This window comes from Clostridium grantii DSM 8605 (genome assembly GCF_900129965.1).
GTDB classification, from domain to species: domain Bacteria; phylum Bacillota; class Clostridia; order Clostridiales; family Clostridiaceae; genus Clostridium_AF; species Clostridium_AF grantii.
The window spans coordinates 103,303-124,238 of sequence record NZ_FQXM01000012.1; the positions used below are offsets into that span (position 1 = coordinate 103,303).

Annotated in this window: 20 protein-coding genes; 7 read left to right on the plus strand and 13 right to left on the minus strand. The window is 27.8% G+C overall.

Going from position 1 to position 20,936, the window contains the following annotated elements; translation table 11 throughout:
• Positions 1-134: 134 nt before the first annotated feature.
• The 5 genes from BUB83_RS11845 to BUB83_RS11865 all read right to left on the minus strand — a co-directional run bounded on the left by BUB83_RS11845 (position 135) and on the right by BUB83_RS11865 (position 5,893).
• Positions 135-2,057, minus strand: coding sequence for a bifunctional 4-hydroxy-3-methylbut-2-enyl diphosphate reductase/30S ribosomal protein S1 (locus BUB83_RS11845; protein ID WP_073338679.1), 1,923 nt, complete (start codon positions 2,055-2,057; stop codon positions 135-137).
• An 11-nt stretch (positions 2,058-2,068) separates the two neighbouring features.
• Positions 2,069-2,734, minus strand: coding sequence for a (d)CMP kinase (gene cmk / locus BUB83_RS11850; protein WP_073338680.1), 666 nt, complete (start codon positions 2,732-2,734; stop codon positions 2,069-2,071).
• An 88-nt stretch (positions 2,735-2,822) separates the two neighbouring features.
• Positions 2,823-4,052, minus strand: coding sequence for a BaiN/RdsA family NAD(P)/FAD-dependent oxidoreductase (locus tag BUB83_RS11855; RefSeq protein WP_073338681.1), 1,230 nt, complete (start codon positions 4,050-4,052; stop codon positions 2,823-2,825).
• 68 nt (positions 4,053-4,120) lie between these two features.
• Complete coding sequence (locus BUB83_RS11860; protein ID WP_073338682.1) at positions 4,121-4,990, minus strand: MurR/RpiR family transcriptional regulator; 870 nt, start codon at positions 4,988-4,990, stop codon at positions 4,121-4,123.
• 189 nt (positions 4,991-5,179) lie between these two features.
• Positions 5,180-5,893 carry a pseudouridine synthase gene (locus BUB83_RS11865; RefSeq protein WP_073338683.1) on the minus strand — a complete coding sequence of 238 codons (714 nt, stop codon included), beginning with the start codon at positions 5,891-5,893 and terminating at the stop codon, positions 5,180-5,182.
• Positions 5,894-6,060: 167 nt separating this feature from the next.
• Between BUB83_RS11865 and BUB83_RS11870 the strand changes: the two genes are divergently transcribed.
• Entirely contained in the window at positions 6,061-7,197 is a 1,137-nt protein-coding gene (locus BUB83_RS11870; protein WP_073338684.1) for a THUMP domain-containing class I SAM-dependent RNA methyltransferase, read from the plus strand.
• 52 nt (positions 7,198-7,249) lie between these two features.
• Here BUB83_RS11870 and ndk read toward each other — a convergent pair whose 3' ends face one another.
• Positions 7,250-7,648, minus strand: coding sequence for a nucleoside-diphosphate kinase (gene ndk / locus BUB83_RS11875; protein ID WP_073338713.1), 399 nt, complete (start codon positions 7,646-7,648; stop codon positions 7,250-7,252).
• 206 nt (positions 7,649-7,854) lie between these two features.
• On the opposite strand from ndk, the gene BUB83_RS11880 reads away from it, so the two are divergent.
• From BUB83_RS11880 to BUB83_RS11890, 3 genes are all read left to right on the plus strand, one after another.
• A complete protein-coding gene (locus BUB83_RS11880) occupies positions 7,855-8,073 on the plus strand; it encodes a DUF3892 domain-containing protein (RefSeq protein ID WP_084133538.1) in 219 nt (72 codons plus the stop codon).
• Between the two features lie 199 nt (positions 8,074-8,272).
• Positions 8,273-8,818, plus strand: coding sequence for an ECF transporter S component (locus BUB83_RS11885; protein ID WP_242950670.1), 546 nt, complete (start codon positions 8,273-8,275; stop codon positions 8,816-8,818).
• Between the two features lie 16 nt (positions 8,819-8,834).
• A complete protein-coding gene (locus BUB83_RS11890) occupies positions 8,835-9,974 on the plus strand; it encodes a pyridoxal-phosphate-dependent aminotransferase family protein (protein ID WP_073338686.1) in 1,140 nt (379 codons plus the stop codon).
• A gap of 26 nt (positions 9,975-10,000) precedes the next feature.
• On the opposite strand, the gene BUB83_RS11895 is transcribed toward BUB83_RS11890, so the two are convergent.
• From BUB83_RS11895 to lon, 3 genes are all read right to left on the minus strand, one after another.
• A complete protein-coding gene (locus BUB83_RS11895; protein ID WP_073338687.1) occupies positions 10,001-10,495 on the minus strand; it encodes a GNAT family N-acetyltransferase in 495 nt (164 codons plus the stop codon).
• Between the two features lie 111 nt (positions 10,496-10,606).
• Positions 10,607-11,104, minus strand: a complete 498-nt coding sequence (locus tag BUB83_RS11900) for an HD domain-containing protein (RefSeq protein WP_073338688.1) — start codon at positions 11,102-11,104, stop codon at positions 10,607-10,609.
• A gap of 152 nt (positions 11,105-11,256) precedes the next feature.
• Positions 11,257-13,641, minus strand: a complete 2,385-nt coding sequence (gene lon / locus BUB83_RS11905) for an endopeptidase La (protein ID WP_073338689.1) — start codon at positions 13,639-13,641, stop codon at positions 11,257-11,259.
• Positions 13,642-13,857: 216 nt separating this feature from the next.
• Here lon and BUB83_RS11910 point away from each other — a divergent pair, with 216 nt between their 5' ends.
• Positions 13,858-14,430, plus strand: coding sequence for a hypothetical protein (locus tag BUB83_RS11910; protein ID WP_073338690.1), 573 nt, complete (start codon positions 13,858-13,860; stop codon positions 14,428-14,430).
• Positions 14,431-14,517: 87 nt separating this feature from the next.
• Here BUB83_RS11910 and BUB83_RS11915 read toward each other — a convergent pair whose 3' ends face one another.
• Positions 14,518-15,381, minus strand: coding sequence for a DegV family protein (locus tag BUB83_RS11915; RefSeq protein WP_073338691.1), 864 nt, complete (start codon positions 15,379-15,381; stop codon positions 14,518-14,520).
• 339 nt (positions 15,382-15,720) lie between these two features.
• Here BUB83_RS11915 and speD point away from each other — a divergent pair, with 339 nt between their 5' ends.
• Entirely contained in the window at positions 15,721-16,530 is an 810-nt protein-coding gene (gene speD, locus BUB83_RS11920; protein WP_073338692.1) for an adenosylmethionine decarboxylase, read from the plus strand.
• A 38-nt stretch (positions 16,531-16,568) separates the two neighbouring features.
• Here the strand turns inward: speD and BUB83_RS11925 are convergent, their stop codons facing one another.
• On the minus strand, positions 16,569-17,321 hold the full coding sequence (locus BUB83_RS11925; protein ID WP_073338693.1) for a hypothetical protein: 753 nt from the start codon (positions 17,319-17,321) through the stop codon (positions 16,569-16,571).
• A gap of 40 nt (positions 17,322-17,361) precedes the next feature.
• A complete protein-coding gene (locus tag BUB83_RS11930) occupies positions 17,362-18,201 on the minus strand; it encodes a S66 family peptidase (protein WP_242950671.1) in 840 nt (279 codons plus the stop codon).
• Positions 18,202-18,465: 264 nt separating this feature from the next.
• On the opposite strand from BUB83_RS11930, the gene BUB83_RS11935 reads away from it, so the two are divergent.
• Entirely contained in the window at positions 18,466-18,678 is a 213-nt protein-coding gene (locus tag BUB83_RS11935) for a (2Fe-2S)-binding protein (protein WP_073338695.1), read from the plus strand.
• A 24-nt stretch (positions 18,679-18,702) separates the two neighbouring features.
• On the opposite strand, the gene BUB83_RS11940 is transcribed toward BUB83_RS11935, so the two are convergent.
• Positions 18,703-20,928, minus strand: a complete 2,226-nt coding sequence (locus BUB83_RS11940) for an ATP-binding protein (protein WP_073338696.1) — start codon at positions 20,926-20,928, stop codon at positions 18,703-18,705.
• Between the last annotated feature and the right edge of the window lie 8 nt (positions 20,929-20,936).

A 20,936-nucleotide genomic window follows, 5' to 3' on the forward strand; every position in this document is an offset into this window, starting at 1 on the left:
TTGCCTCCTAAAATTTCCTTACTAATAAATTATATAACAAACAAAAGACAATTATTACTGTATTCACTTTTAATAAAGTTCATTTCACTAAAAAAGAGTAGAATTTTATCTACTCTTCTTAGCTTTTAAATAATTTATATTTCTTCCGCTTCCTTGATGCTTAATCCAATTTTTTTACTTTCTTCAGCAACGCTTAATATTTTAGCTTTTATAGTCTCATTTAATGTCAAAACATCAGATGATTTTTCTATTCTTTTGTGACTTATTTCTGAAATATGAACCAAGCCATCTACCCCAGGTTCAAGCTCTATAAAAGCACCAAAGTTAGAGAATCTTACAACTTTACCTAAAACTATATTTCCCACAGGATATTTTTCAACAATATTATTCCATGGATTTGAAGTAAGTTTTTTTATACTCAAAGACAATTTCTTAGTTTCTTTATTAGCTTCTATAACATATACATTGATTTTATCTCCAACTTTTAAAATATCAGAAGCTTTATCAATCCTACCCCAAGATAATTCAGAAACATGTAATAGTCCATCTATTCCATTAACTTCAACAAAAGCACCGAAGTTAGTTAATCTTTTTACTGACCCTTCTACTACTAAACCCGTTTCTAGTGTTTCCCAAGCTTTTTCTTCATTTTTAATTTTTTCTGTTTGAAGTAAACTTCTTCTTGAAGCAACAATTTTAGTGCCTTTTCTTTCAGCCTTAAATTCAATTATTTTTACAGGTACTACTTTTCCTATATACTCTTTTAAATCATCTACATGAAATAATTCTACATGTGATGCAGGAAGGAAAACTCGAACTCCTTTAAATCTAGCGATAATACCACCTTTTACAGCTTCTACTAATTCAATTTCAATAGTTTCTTTTCCCTCATAAGCTTTTTCTAATTCTTCATAAGCTTTATCTCTAGCAATTTCAATTCTAGATAAAACCACATATCCATCTGAGTCGCTTAATCTAATAACCTTAGCAGTTATTTCATCATTAATTTTAAAGAAATCCATCATAGTTAGCCCAATTTCTTTTGTAACTTCACTAAGAGGAAGTTTCCCATCTTTTTTATACCCTATGTTTATGAATGCTTCGTTATTGCTCATTGATATAATTTCACCTGAAACTACATCTCCAATAGAGAAATCAACATCATTTTCATTCATATAAGCTAATTGTTCATTTTGTTCCACTACCTTATTTTCGCTCATTTTTATAATTGCCTCCTTTATTATCCAATCAGGAGTTGAAGCACCTGCTGTAACTCCTATATTAGTTATATAATTTGAATTTGAAATATCATCAGGTATTTCACCTGCATTTTCTACATGAATAGTGTTTTCACAATTCGCTTTACATATTTCATATAACTTAGTGGTATTTGAACTATCATATCCTCCTATAACAACCATTAAATCTGCACTTTCAGACACTTCATTTGCAGACTCTTGCCTAACAGAAGTTGCATTGCATATTGTATTAAATGAAGTAAATTCTATTTTCATGGATTCAAGTTTATTTACAACTTTAGTCCAGTTTTCTTTTTTTTCAGTGGTTTGAGATACTAAACATACTTTACCTTTAAGATTAAATTCATCTAAATCCTCACCACACTTGGTAACAATAGCTTCTTCATTTGACCATCCGTTAATTCCAACTACTTCCGGGTGAGATTTATCACCAACAATGATTATAGTGTATCCTAAATCTTTAAATTCTTTTACTTTTTTATGAATCTTAGATACATGAGGGCAAGTTGCATCTTCTATTATTAAGTTGTTTTTGCTTAAAGTATTTATTACCATGGGAGACACTCCATGAGAACGTATCACCACTACATCATTATTATTTAGTTCATTTATATCTTCAATCTTTATAGGGAAAATATTATTTTCTTTTAAATACTCCACTACATCGTTATTATGTATAAGTGGGCCTAAAGTATATATTCTTTTATTATATGTTTTTTGTAAGTCCAATACTTTATCTACTGCTCTTTTCACTCCAAAACAAAATCCTGCATTTTTTGCTAAGGTTAAGTTTTTCATAATTCTTCACCTTACATTCTATAATTTATATTATTCTTTATATGTTTTACAATAAATTCAACAACTTCTTCAATATTCATATTTGTAGAATCTATTTCAATAGCATCTGCAGCTTTTGTAAGAGGATTAATCTCTCTATTAGAATCAATGTAATCTCTTTTAATAATAGTTTCTAATAACTCCCGATAATCCACTTCAATCCCTTTTTCAATCAACTCATCATATCTACGCTTTGCTCTTTCATCAGCGGTAGCATTTAAATAGAATTTAAAATTAGAATCTTTTAAAACAACAGTCCCAATATCTCTTCCATCCATTATTACATTAAATTTTTGAGCCATCTTTTGTTGAAGAAAAACTAATTTATCCCTTACTTCTTTAATAGCAGCATAATTTGACACGTTATTGCTTATTGTCGGTAATGTTAATTCGTCATTTACATCTTCACCGTTTAATATAAGTCTATCCTTTTTAAAATACATATCAGTGTCATCAAGTAGTTTCTGCAATTTTTCTACTTCAAAAGGCTCAATATTTTTTGTTAATGCTAAAAGAGTTATCGCTCTATACATTGAACCTGTATTTATATATATTAAATCAAATTCTTTTGCTACAAGCTTTGCTATAGTACTTTTACCCGCTCCAGCAGGTCCATCAATTGCTACAGTTATTCTCACTTTTAATCCGTCCTTTTCATAAGTCTCTAATTATACACTATTCTATATGAATCACAAAAATCCTTTAAATTTACAGATAAAATTTTACTTAATCTAAGTTTGTTCCAGCTATATAACCTGTTGAGAAAGCAATTTGCAAATTAAATCCTCCTGTAAAAGCATCTACATCAATTATCTCACCTGCAAAATATAAATTTTCCACCAATTTTGACTGCATAGTAGAAGGGTCAATTTCTTTTGTTGATACCCCTCCACGAGTAATTATAGCTTCATCAATAGGTCTAAGTTTTTTTACATTCATTTCTAAATTCTGAAGAATATTCACTAAATTTGCTCTTTCTTCTTTTGTAATAGAGTTAACTTTTTTTGTTGCATCAATTCTTGAAAGTTCAATTATTGTATTAATAATTTTGCTAGGCAACAAATCATTTAATGAATTTTTAAAGTCTTTATTTAAATATTGACTAAATATATCAACTAATTTATTATCTAACTCTTTTTCAGTATAATAGGGTTTTAAGTTTATTATGCACTTATATGAAGATTTATCATTAATAAATCGACTTGCCTTTAAAACAATAGGGCCTGATACACCATAGTGAGTAAAAAGCATTTCTCCAAACTCAGCGAAAACTTTTTTATTTGTTTTTTTATCAACAACGGTAAAATCAACATTTTTAAGTGACAATCCTTGTAAATTTTTAACCCACTGATCTTCTAATTCTATAGGAATTAATGATGGAACTATATTTTCAAGATTATGCCCGCATTGTTTTGCCCATTTATAACCATCTCCAGTAGAGCCTGTTTGAGAATAAGATCTTCCACCTGTTGCTATTAGAAACTTATCCCCTTTAACTTCATTTCCATTGGTTAAAAGAACTTTATGAACTCTATTATTTTTAACAATTAACTTATCTACTTTTGAATTCAACATAACATTTATATCATTATTTTTAATTTCTTTTTGTAAAATCTTAAGAATATCCGAAGATTTATCACTTTCCGGGAAAACTCTTCCCCCTCTTTCAACTTTCAAAGGAATTCCTTTTGAAACAAAAAAGTCCATTAAATCTTTATTCGTAAAGGAATATAAACTACTGTACAAAAAGTAAGGATTTCCTGGAATAAACTCAAAAAATTCGCTTATATCTTTGTCATTAGTTAAATTACATCTTCCTTTACCCGTAATAAATAGTTTTTTACCAAGTTTTTCGTTACTTTCTATTATTGTAACGCTATTGTTTTTATTTTCACTTGCTTTAATAGCCGCCATCATACCAGAAGGGCCACCACCAATAATTATTATTTTATTCATATAAACACCTCGATTTAGTTTGAACGTAAATAATAAGTAAGAAACTTTAGCTCCTTACTTATTATTTACTAATCTTCTTTTTTATAAGCATATACGTGATATTCTTCCCAAATATTTTCAAGTTCTTTAAATGTATTTGAAATTTTCTCTTTTTCTCTTAATCCAACAGCTACTATTAGTGCATTTATAATACTAAGCGGTGCAACTAATGAATCTACAAATGAAGCCATATTACTTTGCGCAATTAATGTATAATCAGCTTTTGCAGCAAGTGGTGATAAAAGGCTATCCGTTATTGCAACAATTTTAGTTCCTTTTGTTTTGGCATAAGATAAAGCCTCAATTGTTCTTACTGCATATCTTGGAAAGCCTATGCCAATAACTAAATCTTCATCTGTTATATTTATCATTTGCTCAAATATATCACTGATACCTAATTGAACTACTTGGACGTTATCTAAAATAAGATTTAAATAAAAACCCAAGAAATCAGCTAGTGCAGTAGAACTTCTAAGTCCAATAATATAAATCTTCCTAGAAGAAAAAATTCTATTAATAACACTTTCAAAAGTTTTATGATTAATCTTCTCAAGGGTAGCACGAATATTATCCATATCTGCTTTAAGAACCCCTTTTAAAGCATTTTCTTGATTTATCAAATTATCTGATAATTCAATTCTTTGAACAGTAGTCAATTTTGTCTTTATTAATTCTTGCAAAGCCTTCTGAAGTTTTGGATATCCACTGAAATCAAGTTCAATAGCAAATCTTACTACTGTTGATTCACTGACCCCTACTGTGGTACCTAGCTTAGCAGCAGTCATAAAAGCCGCTTTATCGTAATGTTTTAGAATATATTCTGCAATTAATTTTTGTCCCTTACTTAGTTTGGGAAATCGCATTTGAATATTAAGCATTAAATCTTTATCTTCACTCATAGATTTATTCCTTCCGTTAGTAAAAATACATGAAATTTTTATTTCATTTTATCATTTAATGAATAATTATTCAACCTAATATTTCATATTTATCTTTTTTATTTTCAAAAATCCTTAAAATTTGGTTGTTTTTATGGTTTTTTTTATATTCAAATGCAAGATTCAAAAATTATAATTTCGTTAAAATTTTTAAATGCTATTAATATAGCTTAATTCATCTAAAGTTAAATTACGCCATTTACCAAGTTCTAAATTGTGTAAATGTATATCCCCTACTGAAATTCTTTGAAGTTCTAACACTGGATGGCCTATAATTTCACACATCTTTCTTATTTGTCTGTTTTTGCCTTCTGTAATAACAATTTTAACTCTACAATTTCCATTTGATAATACCTTTATAATCTTAAACTGAGATTTTTGAGTCACATATCCTCCTATATCTACTCCATTCATAAATTGATTAATTTTTTTCATATCAGGAGTGCCTTTTATTACAGCAATATATGTTTTTTCAATCTTTTTTCTAGGGTGAATTATTTTATTATAAATATCTCCATCATTTGTAAGAAGTATTAATCCCGATGAATTATAATCCAATCTTCCAATAGGATATATTCTTTCTTCAACATTTACTAAATCTAAAATAGTTTTTCTATTCTTTTCATCTTTAACAGTGCAAACGTACCCTACTGGTTTATTTAAAGCAACATAAACTTTTCTATCTTCAACTTTTATAAGCTTATCATCCACATAAACCTGATCCACCTCAGTATCTACCTTATAACCTAATTCTTTTATCACTTCAGAATTAACCTTAACTCTTCCTTCTAAAATAATTCCTTCTGCACTACGCCTAGACGAAACCCCACAATGAGCCATGTATTTTTGTAATCTATCAATCATTTTTTTCTCCTTTATTTGTTTTGCTAAACACATTATAATACATAATTCAAAATTTTAAAATTAAATTCCACAATATATAAAAGCTTTCTCAATTAAAAAGCTTTTATTGTATTATAAACAAACAAGTGTTATAGTATTATTGGAAATTTATATAAAGGAGAATTATTATGTTGAATTATGAATTAGTAGCAACCGCTGCTTTCGGACTTGAAGCTTTGGTTTCCAAAGAATTAAAACGACTTGGTTTTAAAGATATGCTTGTTGAAAATGGAAGAATAACATATAAATCAGATGCAGAAGGAATTTGCAATTCAAATCTTTGGTTAAGATGTGCCGATAGAGTTTTTATTAAACTTGCTGAATTTGAAGCTTTATCATTTGAAGAATTATTCCAAGGAGTAAAAAAAATAGAATGGAATAAAATTCTAAAAGAAGATAGTAGTATAATTGTAAATGCAAAATCAGTTAAATCTCAATTATTTTCTTTGTCTGATATTCAATCAATATCTAAAAAAGCAATTATTGAAAAATTAAAATTGAAATATGATAAAGAAATTTTTGATGAATCCGGGGACACTTATCCTATTCTTATTTCAATTTTACAAGATAAAGTTCTAGTTTTATTAGATACTTCTGGAGTTGGTTTACATAAACGTGGCTATAGAGAAAAAGGTAATGAAGCTCCTTTAAAAGAAACTCTAGCTGCTGCTTTAGTAATTTTAAGTAATTGGCGATATTCTTCCACTTTTATCGACCCTTTATGCGGTTCTGGAACTATTCCTATTGAAGCAGCTCTTATAGCAAGAAACATAGCTCCTGGAATTAACAGACGATTCATTTGTGAAAAGTGGGAACATATTACTTCGCCAGAAATTTGGAAAAAGGTTAGAAAAGATGCTTATGATAAAATTTACTATGATAAAGACTTCGATATAATGGGTTATGATATAGATGAAAGAAGTATTAAAATCGCAAGAGAAAATGCTGAAAAAGCTGGTGTTGATGATACAATTCACTTTCAACAAAGACCTGTGTGTGAGTTAAGCACCCAAAGCAAATACGGCACAATTGTTACTAATCCACCTTATGGCGAAAGATTAAATGATGAATTTGAAGTTGAAGAATTATATAGTGAAATGGGTAGTATTTTTAAGAAATTAGATACTTGGTCATATAATATAATTACTTCTTATGAAGATTTCCAAATCAAATTTGGAAGAAGATCATCAAAAAATAGAAAGTTATATAATGGTAGGTTAAGATGCTACTATTATCAGTATGAAGGGCCAAAACCTAAAAGATAATTTAACAAAAACGGTATATCCTCATAAAAGAAGAGTTACCGTTTTTTTGCATTTAAAACCAAATTTTTATTTCTCTTTCCGCACTTTCTTTACAATCAGAAGCATGAACTAGATTTCTTGTTTTACTTTCTCCGTACATATATCTTATAGTTCCCATTGCCGCTTCTTTAGGGTCTGTTTTCCCATTTATATTTCTAACTTGCTGAATTGCATCTTCCCCCTCTATGATAATGGAACAAATAGGTCCTTCCAGGAAATATCTTTCTAAATCTTTAAAGTAAGGTTTTGTAATATGTTCTTTATAATGAAAATCTATTAAATTTAAATCCGGGTCTACTATCTTTAGCTGAATAATTTCTAAATCTTTTTCTTCATACATAGATAGTATCTTTCCAATTAATCTTCTTTTTACTCCATCTGGCTTAATCAATACCAAAGTTCTTTCTTTCATTATTATCCCTTCTTTCTTAAATTTAGTTTTTAAATTGTGAAACAATTCTAACAATTTATTATACCCTATATTAATAAGTATTAGCAATAAATGGTTTTAATAATCAATATTATAATTTTTTTCCCATAAATTTAAATATCCCTTGTTAAAATGGGAATAATATAAAAATAAATTTGTTTATCTCAAATATGAAAGGAGAACTAAAATTGAAAATTGTTAAAATCAGAAAAAATAATGACGGTGATATAACTAATGTTATGAATGAGCAAGGTGAAGTTTTACCTTTAACCAAAGCAGTTGCTTTGGCTAAAGCTGGAGAAATTTGTTGTGTTACTGTTACAAAGAACCGTAATGGAGTGGAAGTATTAGACTCAACATTTAGAAGTGCTCGTGAGGATAGATTAGAAAATCTCCCTGAATTTTAGCTTTTGATTTATTATTATAGGGATAGCTATATCAAGTACTAAACTTAACTTTTAATATATAACCAGTATACAAAATGTATATTGGTTATATTTTTTATTTTTTATGGATACTAATAAATTCTATTTTGTATCGATACATTTGCATTTAGAATAGAAAGGTATTATTATAATCATTAATACAAACAAGGGGGCGTTAATCTTGGAACAAAATTCAATAAATATAAAACATAACAGCAAAGTAAAAGAGTTAACAATATCAGCTTTATCCATTGCTTTAGTTTTTGTAGCTACTACTTTTATTAATATAAGGCTACCTATTTCAGTTAACGGAGGTTTAATTCATTTAGGAAATACTATGTTATTTACCATTGCAATTGTATTTGGTAAGAAAAGAGGAGCTATTTCAGGAGCTTTTGGTATGGCAATGTTTGATGTGTTTTCTGGGTGGGGACCTTGGGCACCCTTTACTTTTATAATTAGAGGTACTATGGGCTATATTATTGGCCACTTAGCTAATGATAAAAATAGAAATGGAAACAGTTTATTTTGGAATATAGTAAGTATGCTTTTAGCAGGGTTATTTATGATTCCAGGATACTATATTACAGAAGGTCTTTTATACGGAAACTGGGTAGCTCCATTAACTTCTGTACCAGGTAATATAATTCAAAGTGTTTTCGGTATTATATTTGGATTGCCTTTATCTTCCGCTTTAATAAAAATTAAAATTAAAAATTTTATATAAATAGGAGTTGAATATATTGAACAAAACATTAATAATGACACCGGGACCTACCTACGTAAATGAGGAAGTTAGATTAGCTATGGCACAACCAATAACAAATCCTGATTTAGACATGAATTTTTACGAATTCTACAAAGATACCTGTGGAAAATTAAAAGAATTGATGAAAACAAAGGAAGACGTTCTTATTCTATCAGGAGAAGCTATTCTTGGACTAGAAGCTGCCTGTGCTTCTTTAATCGAACCAAGGGACAAAGTATTATGCATAGATAATGGTATTTTTGGCAAAGGCTTTGGTGATTTTGCAAAAATATATAATGGTGATGTTACTTATTACAAAGGAGATTACCGAAAATCTATTGACGTTGAAAAATTAGAGGAATTTCTTAAAACCAACCATGACTTTAAAATAGCAACTATAGTTCATTGTGAAACTCCATCCGGAATCACTAATCCAGTAAATCTTATTTGTCCTCTTCTAAAAAAATATGGCATTATAAGTATAGTAGATTCAGTTTCCGCAATTGCTGGAGAAAATATTGAAGTGGATAACTGGGAAATGGACATTGTAATTGGTGGTACTCAAAAATGTCTTTCTGCCCCTCCCGGTCTTACTTTTTTAAGTATTAGTCAACTTGCTTGGCATAAAATTCTTAATAGAAACAGTCCTATTCTTTCTTTTTATGCTAATTTATCTATTTGGAAAAATTGGTACAAAGAAAAATGGTTCCCCTATACCCAACCAATAAGTGATATTTACGCCTTAAATAAAGCGGTGGAATTAGCTTTAAAAGATGATATTTTACTAACAAGACATGAATCACTGGGTAAAGCGGTTAGAGAAAGCTTTCATCATTGCGGCCTTGAACTTTATGCATTAAATGGGTTTTCAAATACTGTTACCACAGTTAATATTCCAGAAGGTATCACTTATGATACACTTTTTAATGAAATGATTACCGATCATAGCATAATGATAGCAGGGGGATTGGATTTTTTAAAAGATAAAGTTTTTAGAATTGGTCACATGGGTGAAAATTGTAGGGAAGATAAGCTTTATCTTGTATTTAAAGCTTTAAATACAATCTTTATAAAAAATAACATACCGCTAGAAGATGAACTGCATAAAACATTTATTAATAAAGTTAATTCATAAAATTTAAAACCCAGCTAAGCTGGGTTTTAAATTATTTTTTCACTTCTTTTTTCCATCAAATATACATCATGCCATCTTCCATCTTTCATTCTACCTAATTTTTCTCTATAACCAACTTCTCTAAAACCCACACTTCTATGCAAAGATAAGCTTCCTATATTTTCTTTAATAATAGTTGATTGAAGAGTCCAAATTCCTACTTGCTCAGAAGCTTTAATAACACTTTCCAATAATTTCTTTCCAACTCCCAAACCTCTATATTTACTACATACATATATACTTATTTCCGCTACACCACTATATACTATTCTATTAGAAGTTGATCTCAATGCTACCCAGCCTATAACCTGATCATTGTAAACAGCAACTAGCCTACAACTCTTTAAATTGGCAGAATCCCATTCTTCCCAATTAGGCAATTCACTTTGAAAAGTTGAAATTCCTGTTTTTATACCATCCAAATATATTTTTGAAACACTTTCCCAGTGATTATATTTCATATCCTCAATAATATACTCCATCATACCTCCATTAAAAAATAACTGAATTTTCTCTTATTAAAACAACAAGGCTGTATAATTATATATTATTTAATAGCTTTTTAATAGTAAATTTTATTTAACATACTAAATTCAAGATAAAATTCTATTTTTGAGTTTAAAATAAATACTTAATGTTTCTGTAATTGCGCAATATTTATCTACTAAGCAAACTACTATTGATTCTCTGTAAAAGGGTGGAACCATTGTTAATGGAAACATATGTTTAACTATTATATCTTTTTCAATTTTATTTAATTCCAGCAATTTAGCTGCATTTCCTAAAGCTATTTTAGGGTGTAAAAATCCATGCATTCCATCATCAAGTTTTGTGGTATGCCAATCGTATAAAAACAAATCATGCAATAATCCACCTATAGCCGCTGATTTATAATTAAATCCTAGTAATTTGCATATTTTATAGCTTTTCATAGATACATTTATACTATGCTCATAACAACTAATAACGCTATGATGTTTAAAATCACGCATCTTTTGTACTTGAACACTATTAATAATATGTGCAACACATTCATTGTATTCTTTTAAATCATCACTCAATTGACACTCCTTGTTTGGTGCATTTCTCATGAAATAATCTCCTTGTGTAATGTATTAAAATCGATATTCTTAATTTATGCTTTATACTAATTATTATACCATTCACTTCTTTAAAAACAAAAAAACCAGAAAAATTTTTCTAGTTTTTTTGTTTTATTCTTTATTTAAAGTCTATTACATTATTAAAGTTGAGGATTTCCTTCATTGAGGAAAAATTTATTGTCTCCCAGAACCAACTCAGATTTTGGTAATTTAACTCCTAAAGCTTCGTTAAATACCTCTTCAATAAATTCCACTGGAATAATAGTTAAGTCATTTTTTACTTCATCAGGTAAATCTTTTAAATCTTCTACATTATCTTTTGGTATAAGAACTTTCTTAACTCCGGCTCTATGAGCAGCTAAAAGTTTCTCTTTCAATCCTCCAATAGGTAATACTGCACCTCTTAAGGTTACCTCACCTGTCATTGCAAGTTTAGGATCTACTTTTATACCAGTAACTAATGAAGCTATAGCAGTTAGTAAAGTTATTCCCGCTGAAGGTCCATCTTTCGGTACTGCCCCAGAAGGTACATGAATGTGTAGGTCTTTTTCTTTAAAATTAAACATAGCTGCATTTAAAGCTAATCTTGATTTAATCAAACTCAAAGAAATTCTAGCGGATTCTTTCATAACTTCACCCAATTTACCAGTTAGCAATAACTGACCACTTCCAGTCATAAAAGTTCCTTCTACAAATAATATTTCTCCTCCTACAGGTGTCCAAGCTAAACCAGTAACTACCCCTGGTGGATTACTTTCTTGTGTCATATCATGTCTAGAAATTTTTCTTCCCAACATATCCTCTAACATATCTGAAGAAATATTGTATGGAACTTCAACTTTATTTGAAACTATTTTCTCAGTAGAAACTCTAGCAATAGTTGCCAATTGTCTTCTAAGACCTCTTACACCAGCCTCACGTGTATAATCATCAATAATAGTTTGTAATGTATCATCTTCCATTGTAAGATCATTTAAAGTCAACCCATGCTCATCTAATACTTCTTGTATTAAATGATTTTTACCAATATGGAATTTTTCATTACTAGTATAACTAGAAATAGGTATTATTTCCATTCTATCTAGCAAAGGCCTTGGAATTCCTTCTAAGGAATTAGCTGTAGCAATAAAAAATATATTTGATAAATCAAAAGGTACATCAAGGTAATTATCTGTAAAAGTATTGTTTTGTTCAGGGTCTAAAACTTCTAGCAATGCTGATGCAGGATCACCATTATATCCACTAACAAGCTTGTCCACTTCATCTAAAACAAAAACAGCATTATTCTCGCCAGCTTGTTTTAAACCTTTAATTATTCTACCCGGCATAGCTCCCACGTAAGTTCTTCTATGACCTCTTATTTCAGCTTCATCTCTAATGCCGCCAAGACTCATTCTAATATATTTTCTATCTAAAGCTTTAGCTATACTTTTCCCTAAGCTTGTTTTGCCAGTTCCCGGCGGTCCTACTAATAAAAGTATTGATCCTCTTTTATTCTTTTTAAGTTTCATAACAGCTAAATGCTGAATAATTCGTTCTTTAACTTTCTCTAATCCAAAATGCTCTTCATCTAATGTTCTTCTTGCATCTCCTAAGTTGATATCTTTATAAGCACTTTCTTTCCAAGGAAGAGCTAGTAATGTGTCTAAATAATTTCTTATAACATTATAATCAGAACTATTAGGATTTTGACTAGATAATTTAGTTAATTCTTCAAAAGCTACTTTTTCAACTTCTTCTGGCATTCCGGAATTTTTAATTCGTTCATTATAATCTTCATTGCCATCTGATTCATCATATTTTTCATTTAATTCACTTTGAATTGCTTTTAATTGCTCTCTGAGCATATTTTCACGGTAATTTTTATTAGCTTTCTCATTAAACTTTTCAGATAATTCTACTTGAAGTTTTATAGCTTCCCTTTGCTCTAATAAATAGTCTATAAATCTTAAACTCCTTTCTTTCAAAGAATTTATTTCTAATAAAATATATTTATCTGCATTTGATTTTGGCATATATTGAGAAGCATATCCCATAAGTTTATTCAAATCATTTATATCATCTAAAATCTTAACAAACGGTTCTGACCCTTGAAATTTAGATGAAATTTCATGAATGGTATTTTTAATATAATCAATAATTTCCTTTTGTCCTCTACTATCTAAATCTATAACATCTGGAGCTAAAGTGTATTCTCCAAAAAATTCACCGTCAATATTTTTAATATTTTTAACTTCAACTCTATTTTCAACTTTTATATTTAGCATATAAATATCGTTTTTCTTTTCGATTTCAATTATTTTAATCAAAGATCCTACTCTATAAAAATCATCTTCTTTTAAATTTACTTTTTTGAAATTTTTCTTTAATGTTAAAACTAATACTTTAGAATTATCTTGGTTATTGAAAAAATCTATTTGCTTTTGTGAAAAACCCTTCAATGGAAGATTAAAATCCATTCCTTCTAAAAGAACTATATCTGATATAGGTATTATTTTTAAATTATTATTTTCTAAGTTCATCATAATATCATTTCCCTTCACTATTTTTCAAATTAATGATTAATTACATTAAAAACGAATATTCATTCATTTATTTACTTGTTCTCATTATAAATGAATGAATATTCACTTGTCAATACTAAATAATATTTTTTTAAAATAAAAAATGCTCTTCCTATGTTTCTATGATAAAATTAATTAAAGCTCAAAGCGACTTATTCAAAGGAGATAAATATAATTATGTTATTAACCCCAATTACCAAAGAAATATTTGAATCAAACAATAAAATATATTTCGATAGAATAGATAAAGGATTCGATAGATACACTAGTGGAATTTTATCTTTACCCAAAGAAGATTTAAGTTCAATGAAAGAAAAAGAAAAACTAGATTTAATTATAAAAAATGAAAACAAATATATAGAGTTTATGCAAAAGGTTTATATTATTAATAAAGACAAACCTTTAATGATAGATTTTTATTTAAAAGATATAGATAATAATGGTGTATTGAGAATTTTAGATTCTCTTGATTACGAAGATAAAATAATTTTTATTAATCATTTAAGATATTTAGATAAAGAAACAGTGTATTTTTCTATAGAAAATAAAAATCTTTTACCTTTTTTAACTAGATTGTCTACAAGAGAATTACATTTTTGTACTATGTACTTTACAAGTGTACCTATTACAATTTGGGGCAACTATAATTTGAATTTTCCTTTATTCTTTGAAAATGGGGAAAAATTAGATTATTATAATGAGATAGCAAAAGATTGTGGTCTTATTATTCGTAATAAGGTTGTAATATAATAAATTTACTATTCAAATATTAGAAAACGGTCATAGAAAACCACCCATATATTACATATGGGTGGTTATTAAATACTATCCTAAACTTTAAGGGCATGGCCACTCGTTTAAAAAATAGATTCCGATAACCCCAGGTCCGGTGTGAGAACCTACTGCGCTACCAATATCATTTATCAAAAAACTTTCAACGTTATACTTTTCTTTTATTGAATCTCTTATATATTCTGCCGTAGCTAAATCATCGCCATGATTTATTCCAACGGTCTGATTTTCTAAACGTTTTCCTCTTTTTCCAACTAACTCTATCATTTTATGAATAGTTTTTCTTCTTCCTCTAATCTTATCAATAGGAATCAACTTTCCATTTTGAACATCTAGGACTGGTTTTATATTAAGAACTGTCCCTATAAAAGCAGCGGTTTTAGTAACTCTACCCCCTCTATACAGATATTCAATATCATCTACTGTGAAAATATGCTCAATATGATTAATATAAAAATTAATTGAATTTAATATTTGTTCTTTTGTACATCCCTCTTTAGCCATTTGAGCTGCTTTTACAACTACAAATCCGAACCCTAAAGAAGCGCATAGCGTGTCCACTATTTCTAGATCAAAGTCAGGATATTCATCTTTTATATCATTATAAGCTAATTTAGAAGTTTGATATGTTCCTGATAGTTGAGATGAAAAAGATAAGTAAATATAACTACCATTATCTTTTGCCAACTTTCTGAATTTATCTTCAAAAACTGTTAGTGGAACCCCTGACGTTTTTACATTTCTTCCCTGTCTCATATCTTCAAAAAGTTCATTGGCGTGAATATTCACATTATCCTCAAATTCTTTTCCATTCACATATACATTAAGTGGAAGTACATCAATATTTAATTCAGTACATAAATTTTTTGGAAGGTCTGATGCGCTATCTGTTATAATCTTTACAAACATAAAGTCACCTCATTTGAAGTATTTAGATTTTTTTATTTTAGTTTGAAATTTTACATAGAAATATTATAACATATTTAATATAGTCTATGCCAAAAAAAATCCAATAATTCAAATAAAATAATAATTTTTAAATATTTACTTTCTCATACAATATTAAACCTTCTGTTTTATAATAATAAGCTTACAGTTAAAATAAAATATTTTTTATTAAAAAAATATTTACATATGATACAATAACATATATAATTTTAATGCAGTAAGTAAAAGATAAAAAAGTTCATTTATGACTTTAAATTTCTTCAAAGACTGAAAAAAATAAAGTTTTAGGAGGAGTACAACTTGGATATAAAACCAATAAAAAAATTAAAATTATACGGATTTAACAATTTAACAAAATCATTGAGCTTTAATATGTATGACATATGCTATGCTAAAACACTAGAGGACAGGCAAAGATATATCGAATATATTGATGAAATGTATAACGCTGAAAGATTAACTAAAATTTTAACTGATGTTTCAAATATTATCGGGGCTCATATTTTAAACATTGCAAAGCAAGACTATGACCCTCAAGGTGCAAGTGTTACTATTCTTATCGCAGAAAATGAAGTGGATAATGCTTCAAATGAGAAATCATATACTGAAGCACCGGGTCCAATCCCTGAAACAATTCTTGCTCATTTAGATAAAAGTCATATTACAGTGCACACATATCCTGAAGTGCACCCTGATGATGGAATTAGTACTTTTAGAGCAGATATTGATGTATCTACTTGTGGCCAAATATCGCCTCTAAAAGCTCTTAATTATTTGATTCACTGTTTTAATCCTGACATAGTAACTTTAGATTATAGAGTTAGAGGATTTACTAGAAGTGTAGAAGGTAAAAAAGTATACAAAGACCATAAAATTAATTCTATTCAAAACTACTTAACTTCTGACACAAAGGATTTATATCAAATGATAGATGTAAATGTATATCAAGAAAATATTTTTCATACCAAAATGCTTTTGAAAGACTTTGACCTTGATAACTACCTTTTCGGCATAAATAAAAAAGAATTACAGAAGGCTGAAAAGAAAATTATTAAACAAAAATTAAAAAGAGAAATGTTTGAAATTTTCTACGGAAGAAACATGTCTTAAGAAATACAAAAAATAATGGCTATTCTTAAAGAAGGTCATTATTTTTTTATAAGCTTTAATTTATTTAAAGGAACGTAGTATTTCATATATTTATTTCCGCTTTTATCCATAAATGACCCCTTTTTATCTTTTACCATAACAATAGCTTTTTTATTGATCTTATAAAGTATACCTTCTTGAATTTTTTCCCGGTAACTAAATGAAACTATATCTCCAATACTCACCCCTAATTGTTCCATGGCAATTTTCTTATGGGTAGGTAGTTGATGATAGGATGATGTATGCTTAAATAAATTATAAGCCATTGATTTAAATCTATCTTTTTTACAGCTTGATTCATAAAATAATATAAACTCAATCAAGTGACATATTTCATGTTCAAACACAATTTGAAGAGCATGAAAACTATTTTTAGTTTCAATACCACACACCAATTTTGGTTCAGTTATCATATTATAGTGGAAAAAAAAGTCTATTCCAATTTTTATTTCTAGCACTAGATTTTTTTCACTTGTAGATGCTATATTTTTAGGGCAAATTGTGATTCCAGCACTTTTAGTCATTCTTTTAGACAATGAAAATTTAATTTTACCCTTATAGTTATTCTTAAACCAATTTTTTAAAAATATTTCATCATAAAGGTTAAATAATATAGTTAACTCTTCACTAGAAATAATCTTTATACTCTTATCTTTAATATTAACAGATTTTTCTTTTATTAATCCACTTATTAAATCCCGCTTATCATTAATTTCATTAATGGAATACTTTAATTCAAGTAAATTCAACATAGATTATCTCCTTTAAATTTTTACTTTACATACTTTAATATTATTTCTTTTCAAGAATTAAAGTTTCTCCTATAATAATACAAACAGCATCATCTCCATGGCCTATTCTTTCCGTTTTTATTATTGGTAATTCCTTATCTTTAGTTAAGTCTAATATAAAATCACACAATTTTTTCATATCATTATTATTAATTAATTCAGTAAAAGTTCCTAACACAAGACCACTTATTTTATCTAAATAGCCAATTTGATTTAGCTGACATATCAAAGAAGTTATTCTACTAAAATCGCCTCCTAATCCTTCTAGTAAAAGCACTTTATCCACTGGATCTGGTAAATATTCTGTTCCTGATAACTTAAGAAAACATCTTAAATTGCCTCCAATTACTTCTCCTTCAATTCTATTTCCTCTGAGCCATGTATAAGGAAAATCAAAAATATCTACTTTTCCTTTAAAAAAGCTATTTATAAATTTATTTTGTTGGCTTTCTTTGTCATTTCCTATTAAGTTTCTTATCTTATAATGAAAAGTTTTAATTTCAGATTTATGATATAAGGCATTCAAAATTGTAGTTAAATCACTTAACCCCAAAAAAGGCTTTGGATTTTTTCTTATACTTTCATAATCTATTAAACTCAATATTTGATTTGCAGAATCTCCCCCTGAAATATCAAATATTGCTTTTATTTCTTTATCTTTAAAAAGCTTATTTAATTCAGATGCTCTTTCCAAAGGTGTACCACTAAAAAACCCATCTCTTCTATATAAAGTTTTGCTTAACTCAACATAAAATCCCATATTATTCAAAGTTGAAATTAGTTCAATTATTTGGCTTTCTTTATCTTTACTCCATCCATCTGATAAAGAAATCAAAGCCACCTTATCTTTTTCAGTAAATAAAACACTGAATTCAATTGTTATTTTTTTTCTTATTCTTTGAAAGTGTTCATTATAAAATATGATTTTTTCCTCCTAAATTTTTCGGATTATAATATAAACATATTATAATAAACTTCAAAGAAAATGTCTATTCTATATAAGTAATAATAATTAATTAACATTGATTATTATTTACACTTTGTAGATTATATGCTATGATTATATAAAATCAATTTAATAAATTTTTTATAAAAGGAGATTATTATGAAACAATTTGAAATAGATATAATGGATAAATTAACAAAGGTATGTATTTGCAAAGCTATTCCAAAGTCAGTAATAAAAAAAGCTATAAATGATGGTGCATCTACTGTAGAAGAAGTGAACAAAATTACTGGTTCCGGATCTGGTGGTTGCAGCGGTAGACGATGTAGTATAAAAATCACTGAACTCTTAGAAGAATATAATAACTTATAAAATTAAAGGATATCTACTCTTAAATTAAGAGTAGATATCCGAAAACTCTACATGAATTTTCTCCACATTAATATCGTATTGAGAATCTTCAACTAAATAAGTATCAACCATTCTCACAGGTAATTTAATAACAAATTCACTTCCCTTACCCAGTTCACTTGAAACGGTTATTTTACCATTATGCATTTCCACAAAACTTTTTACAAGATATAAACCAATTCCACTTCCTTCTCTATTTCTTGTTAATGTTTTATCTACTTGACTAAATCTATCGAATATACTTGCCAAGCTCTCCTTAGACATTCCTAACCCTGTATCCTTTACTAAAATAGTAATAAAATCTGTACCATCCATTATGCTGACAAAAATTTCTCCCTGGGCATTTGTAAACTTCAATGAGTTAGAAATAAGATTTAGCATTATAAGCTCGATTCTATCAGGATCGCAAGCGATTATTTTTTCCTCAATATCTGTATCGAAAATTAAGTTTATCTCATGATTTTCAACATATGGGACAACTGAAAGAGTTATATCCTCAATTATGCTTACAATATTATAATTCTTAAAATTCAAACTCAAAAATCCTGAATCTATTTTTGTAATATCTAGTAAATTATTTATCAATCTTGTTAACCTATAACAGTTCTGTTTCATTATATTATGATATCTTTGTCTTTTAATAATACTTTCATAACTATTATCATTATATATACCTAAAGTTTGAATAGCTGAAAATATAACATTTAAAGGAGTTTTCAATTCATGAGAAACATTGGAAAAAAATTCTGTGATTATTTTGTTCATTTCTAAAGATTCATCCAATAATTTAGTTTTTTCAAGAACATCTATTTCTAACATCTTTACTTTTTTTTCTGGGGAAACATCTCTCATAATACTAAGAATTGTAGGCTGCCCTCCATATTCAAAGTATGAGGATGTATTTTCAACTTCTATCATATCTCCATTGCTTTTTAATATTCTTCCATTAAATGTTGTCAAACTACACTTATCATTGATTATATTAAAATATTTAAGCTTTAAATCTTTCATATCAACATCCGGAATAAAATTCCAAATATTTGTTCCAATAAAATTATTTGCTGATATGTAACCACATAGTTTAGTAGCACTTTCATTTCCGAATAAAATTTCACCATCTCTATGTACTAAAATAGCATTATGTGATTGATTAATTAACAAATTGTAACTAATATCATTTTTCAAAAGTATATCTCTAAGCTTATTTTTTTCTTTTTCTATTTGAATATATTGAGAATTATCCTTAATAACAAACAATCTACCTATCCTATCTCCATAATTATCAAAGATTTCTTCCGTACTCACAGACACAGAAATTTCCTCACCATTTTTCTCAATAGTACAATTTGTAAAGTCATTTTTTTTAGATTTAAATCTAAATTTGATAATATCGTATATTTCACTACCTAGGATTTCATTAGAACTTTTTTTGTAAAACTTCTGTAAGTTTTCGTTAAAGTAAGTTATTTTATTTTTATTATCTACTATAATTACTGTATCATTAACATTTTTCATTATTTTATCAATATTATAAACAGATTTAATATCTAAAAAATCATATTTAGAAATTGCAAAAAATATACCAAAAACCCAAAATACAGAAACTATTTGTGCAATATACAAAGTAGGTAATTTCAATAGCGGCAATATGTTTTGACAAAAAATACCCAAAATAAAAGCTATTGCACCAAAAAATACCACCAAAAATGCTTGCTTCTTTTCTCTATATATTTTAGATGCTAGTCCCCATCTTAATATCAATACTAGTCCTATTGATATATAGGTAGCAGTTATCAAAAAATTTGTAACGTTAAAAATGGAAAAACCTAAAGAATAATAATCAATTTTTAAAATCCTTAGCATGCTATAAATTATAAACATAATAGTACAAGGTACATAAATTAATGTTTTTCTATAAAAACTTTTTATTTTACTAGATAATCCTACAATTTCAAAAGAAACATGAAATATCACTCCGTAATAAAAGCTCCACCCTGTTGCCCCTAGAATGTTAATAAAGGGATAATATTGAGTTTGAATCATTTCTTTAGAATACCAGAATATATAAGCAAATGACCAATCAAAAAAACAGATACATAAAATTAATAAAAGCTTATTAACACTCTCCCCTTTATTTAAATTATAAAAATATATCCCCAATGAAATATATATAATTGCTACTAAAGCTGATAAAAAAGATAACCCATTCATAAAACTAC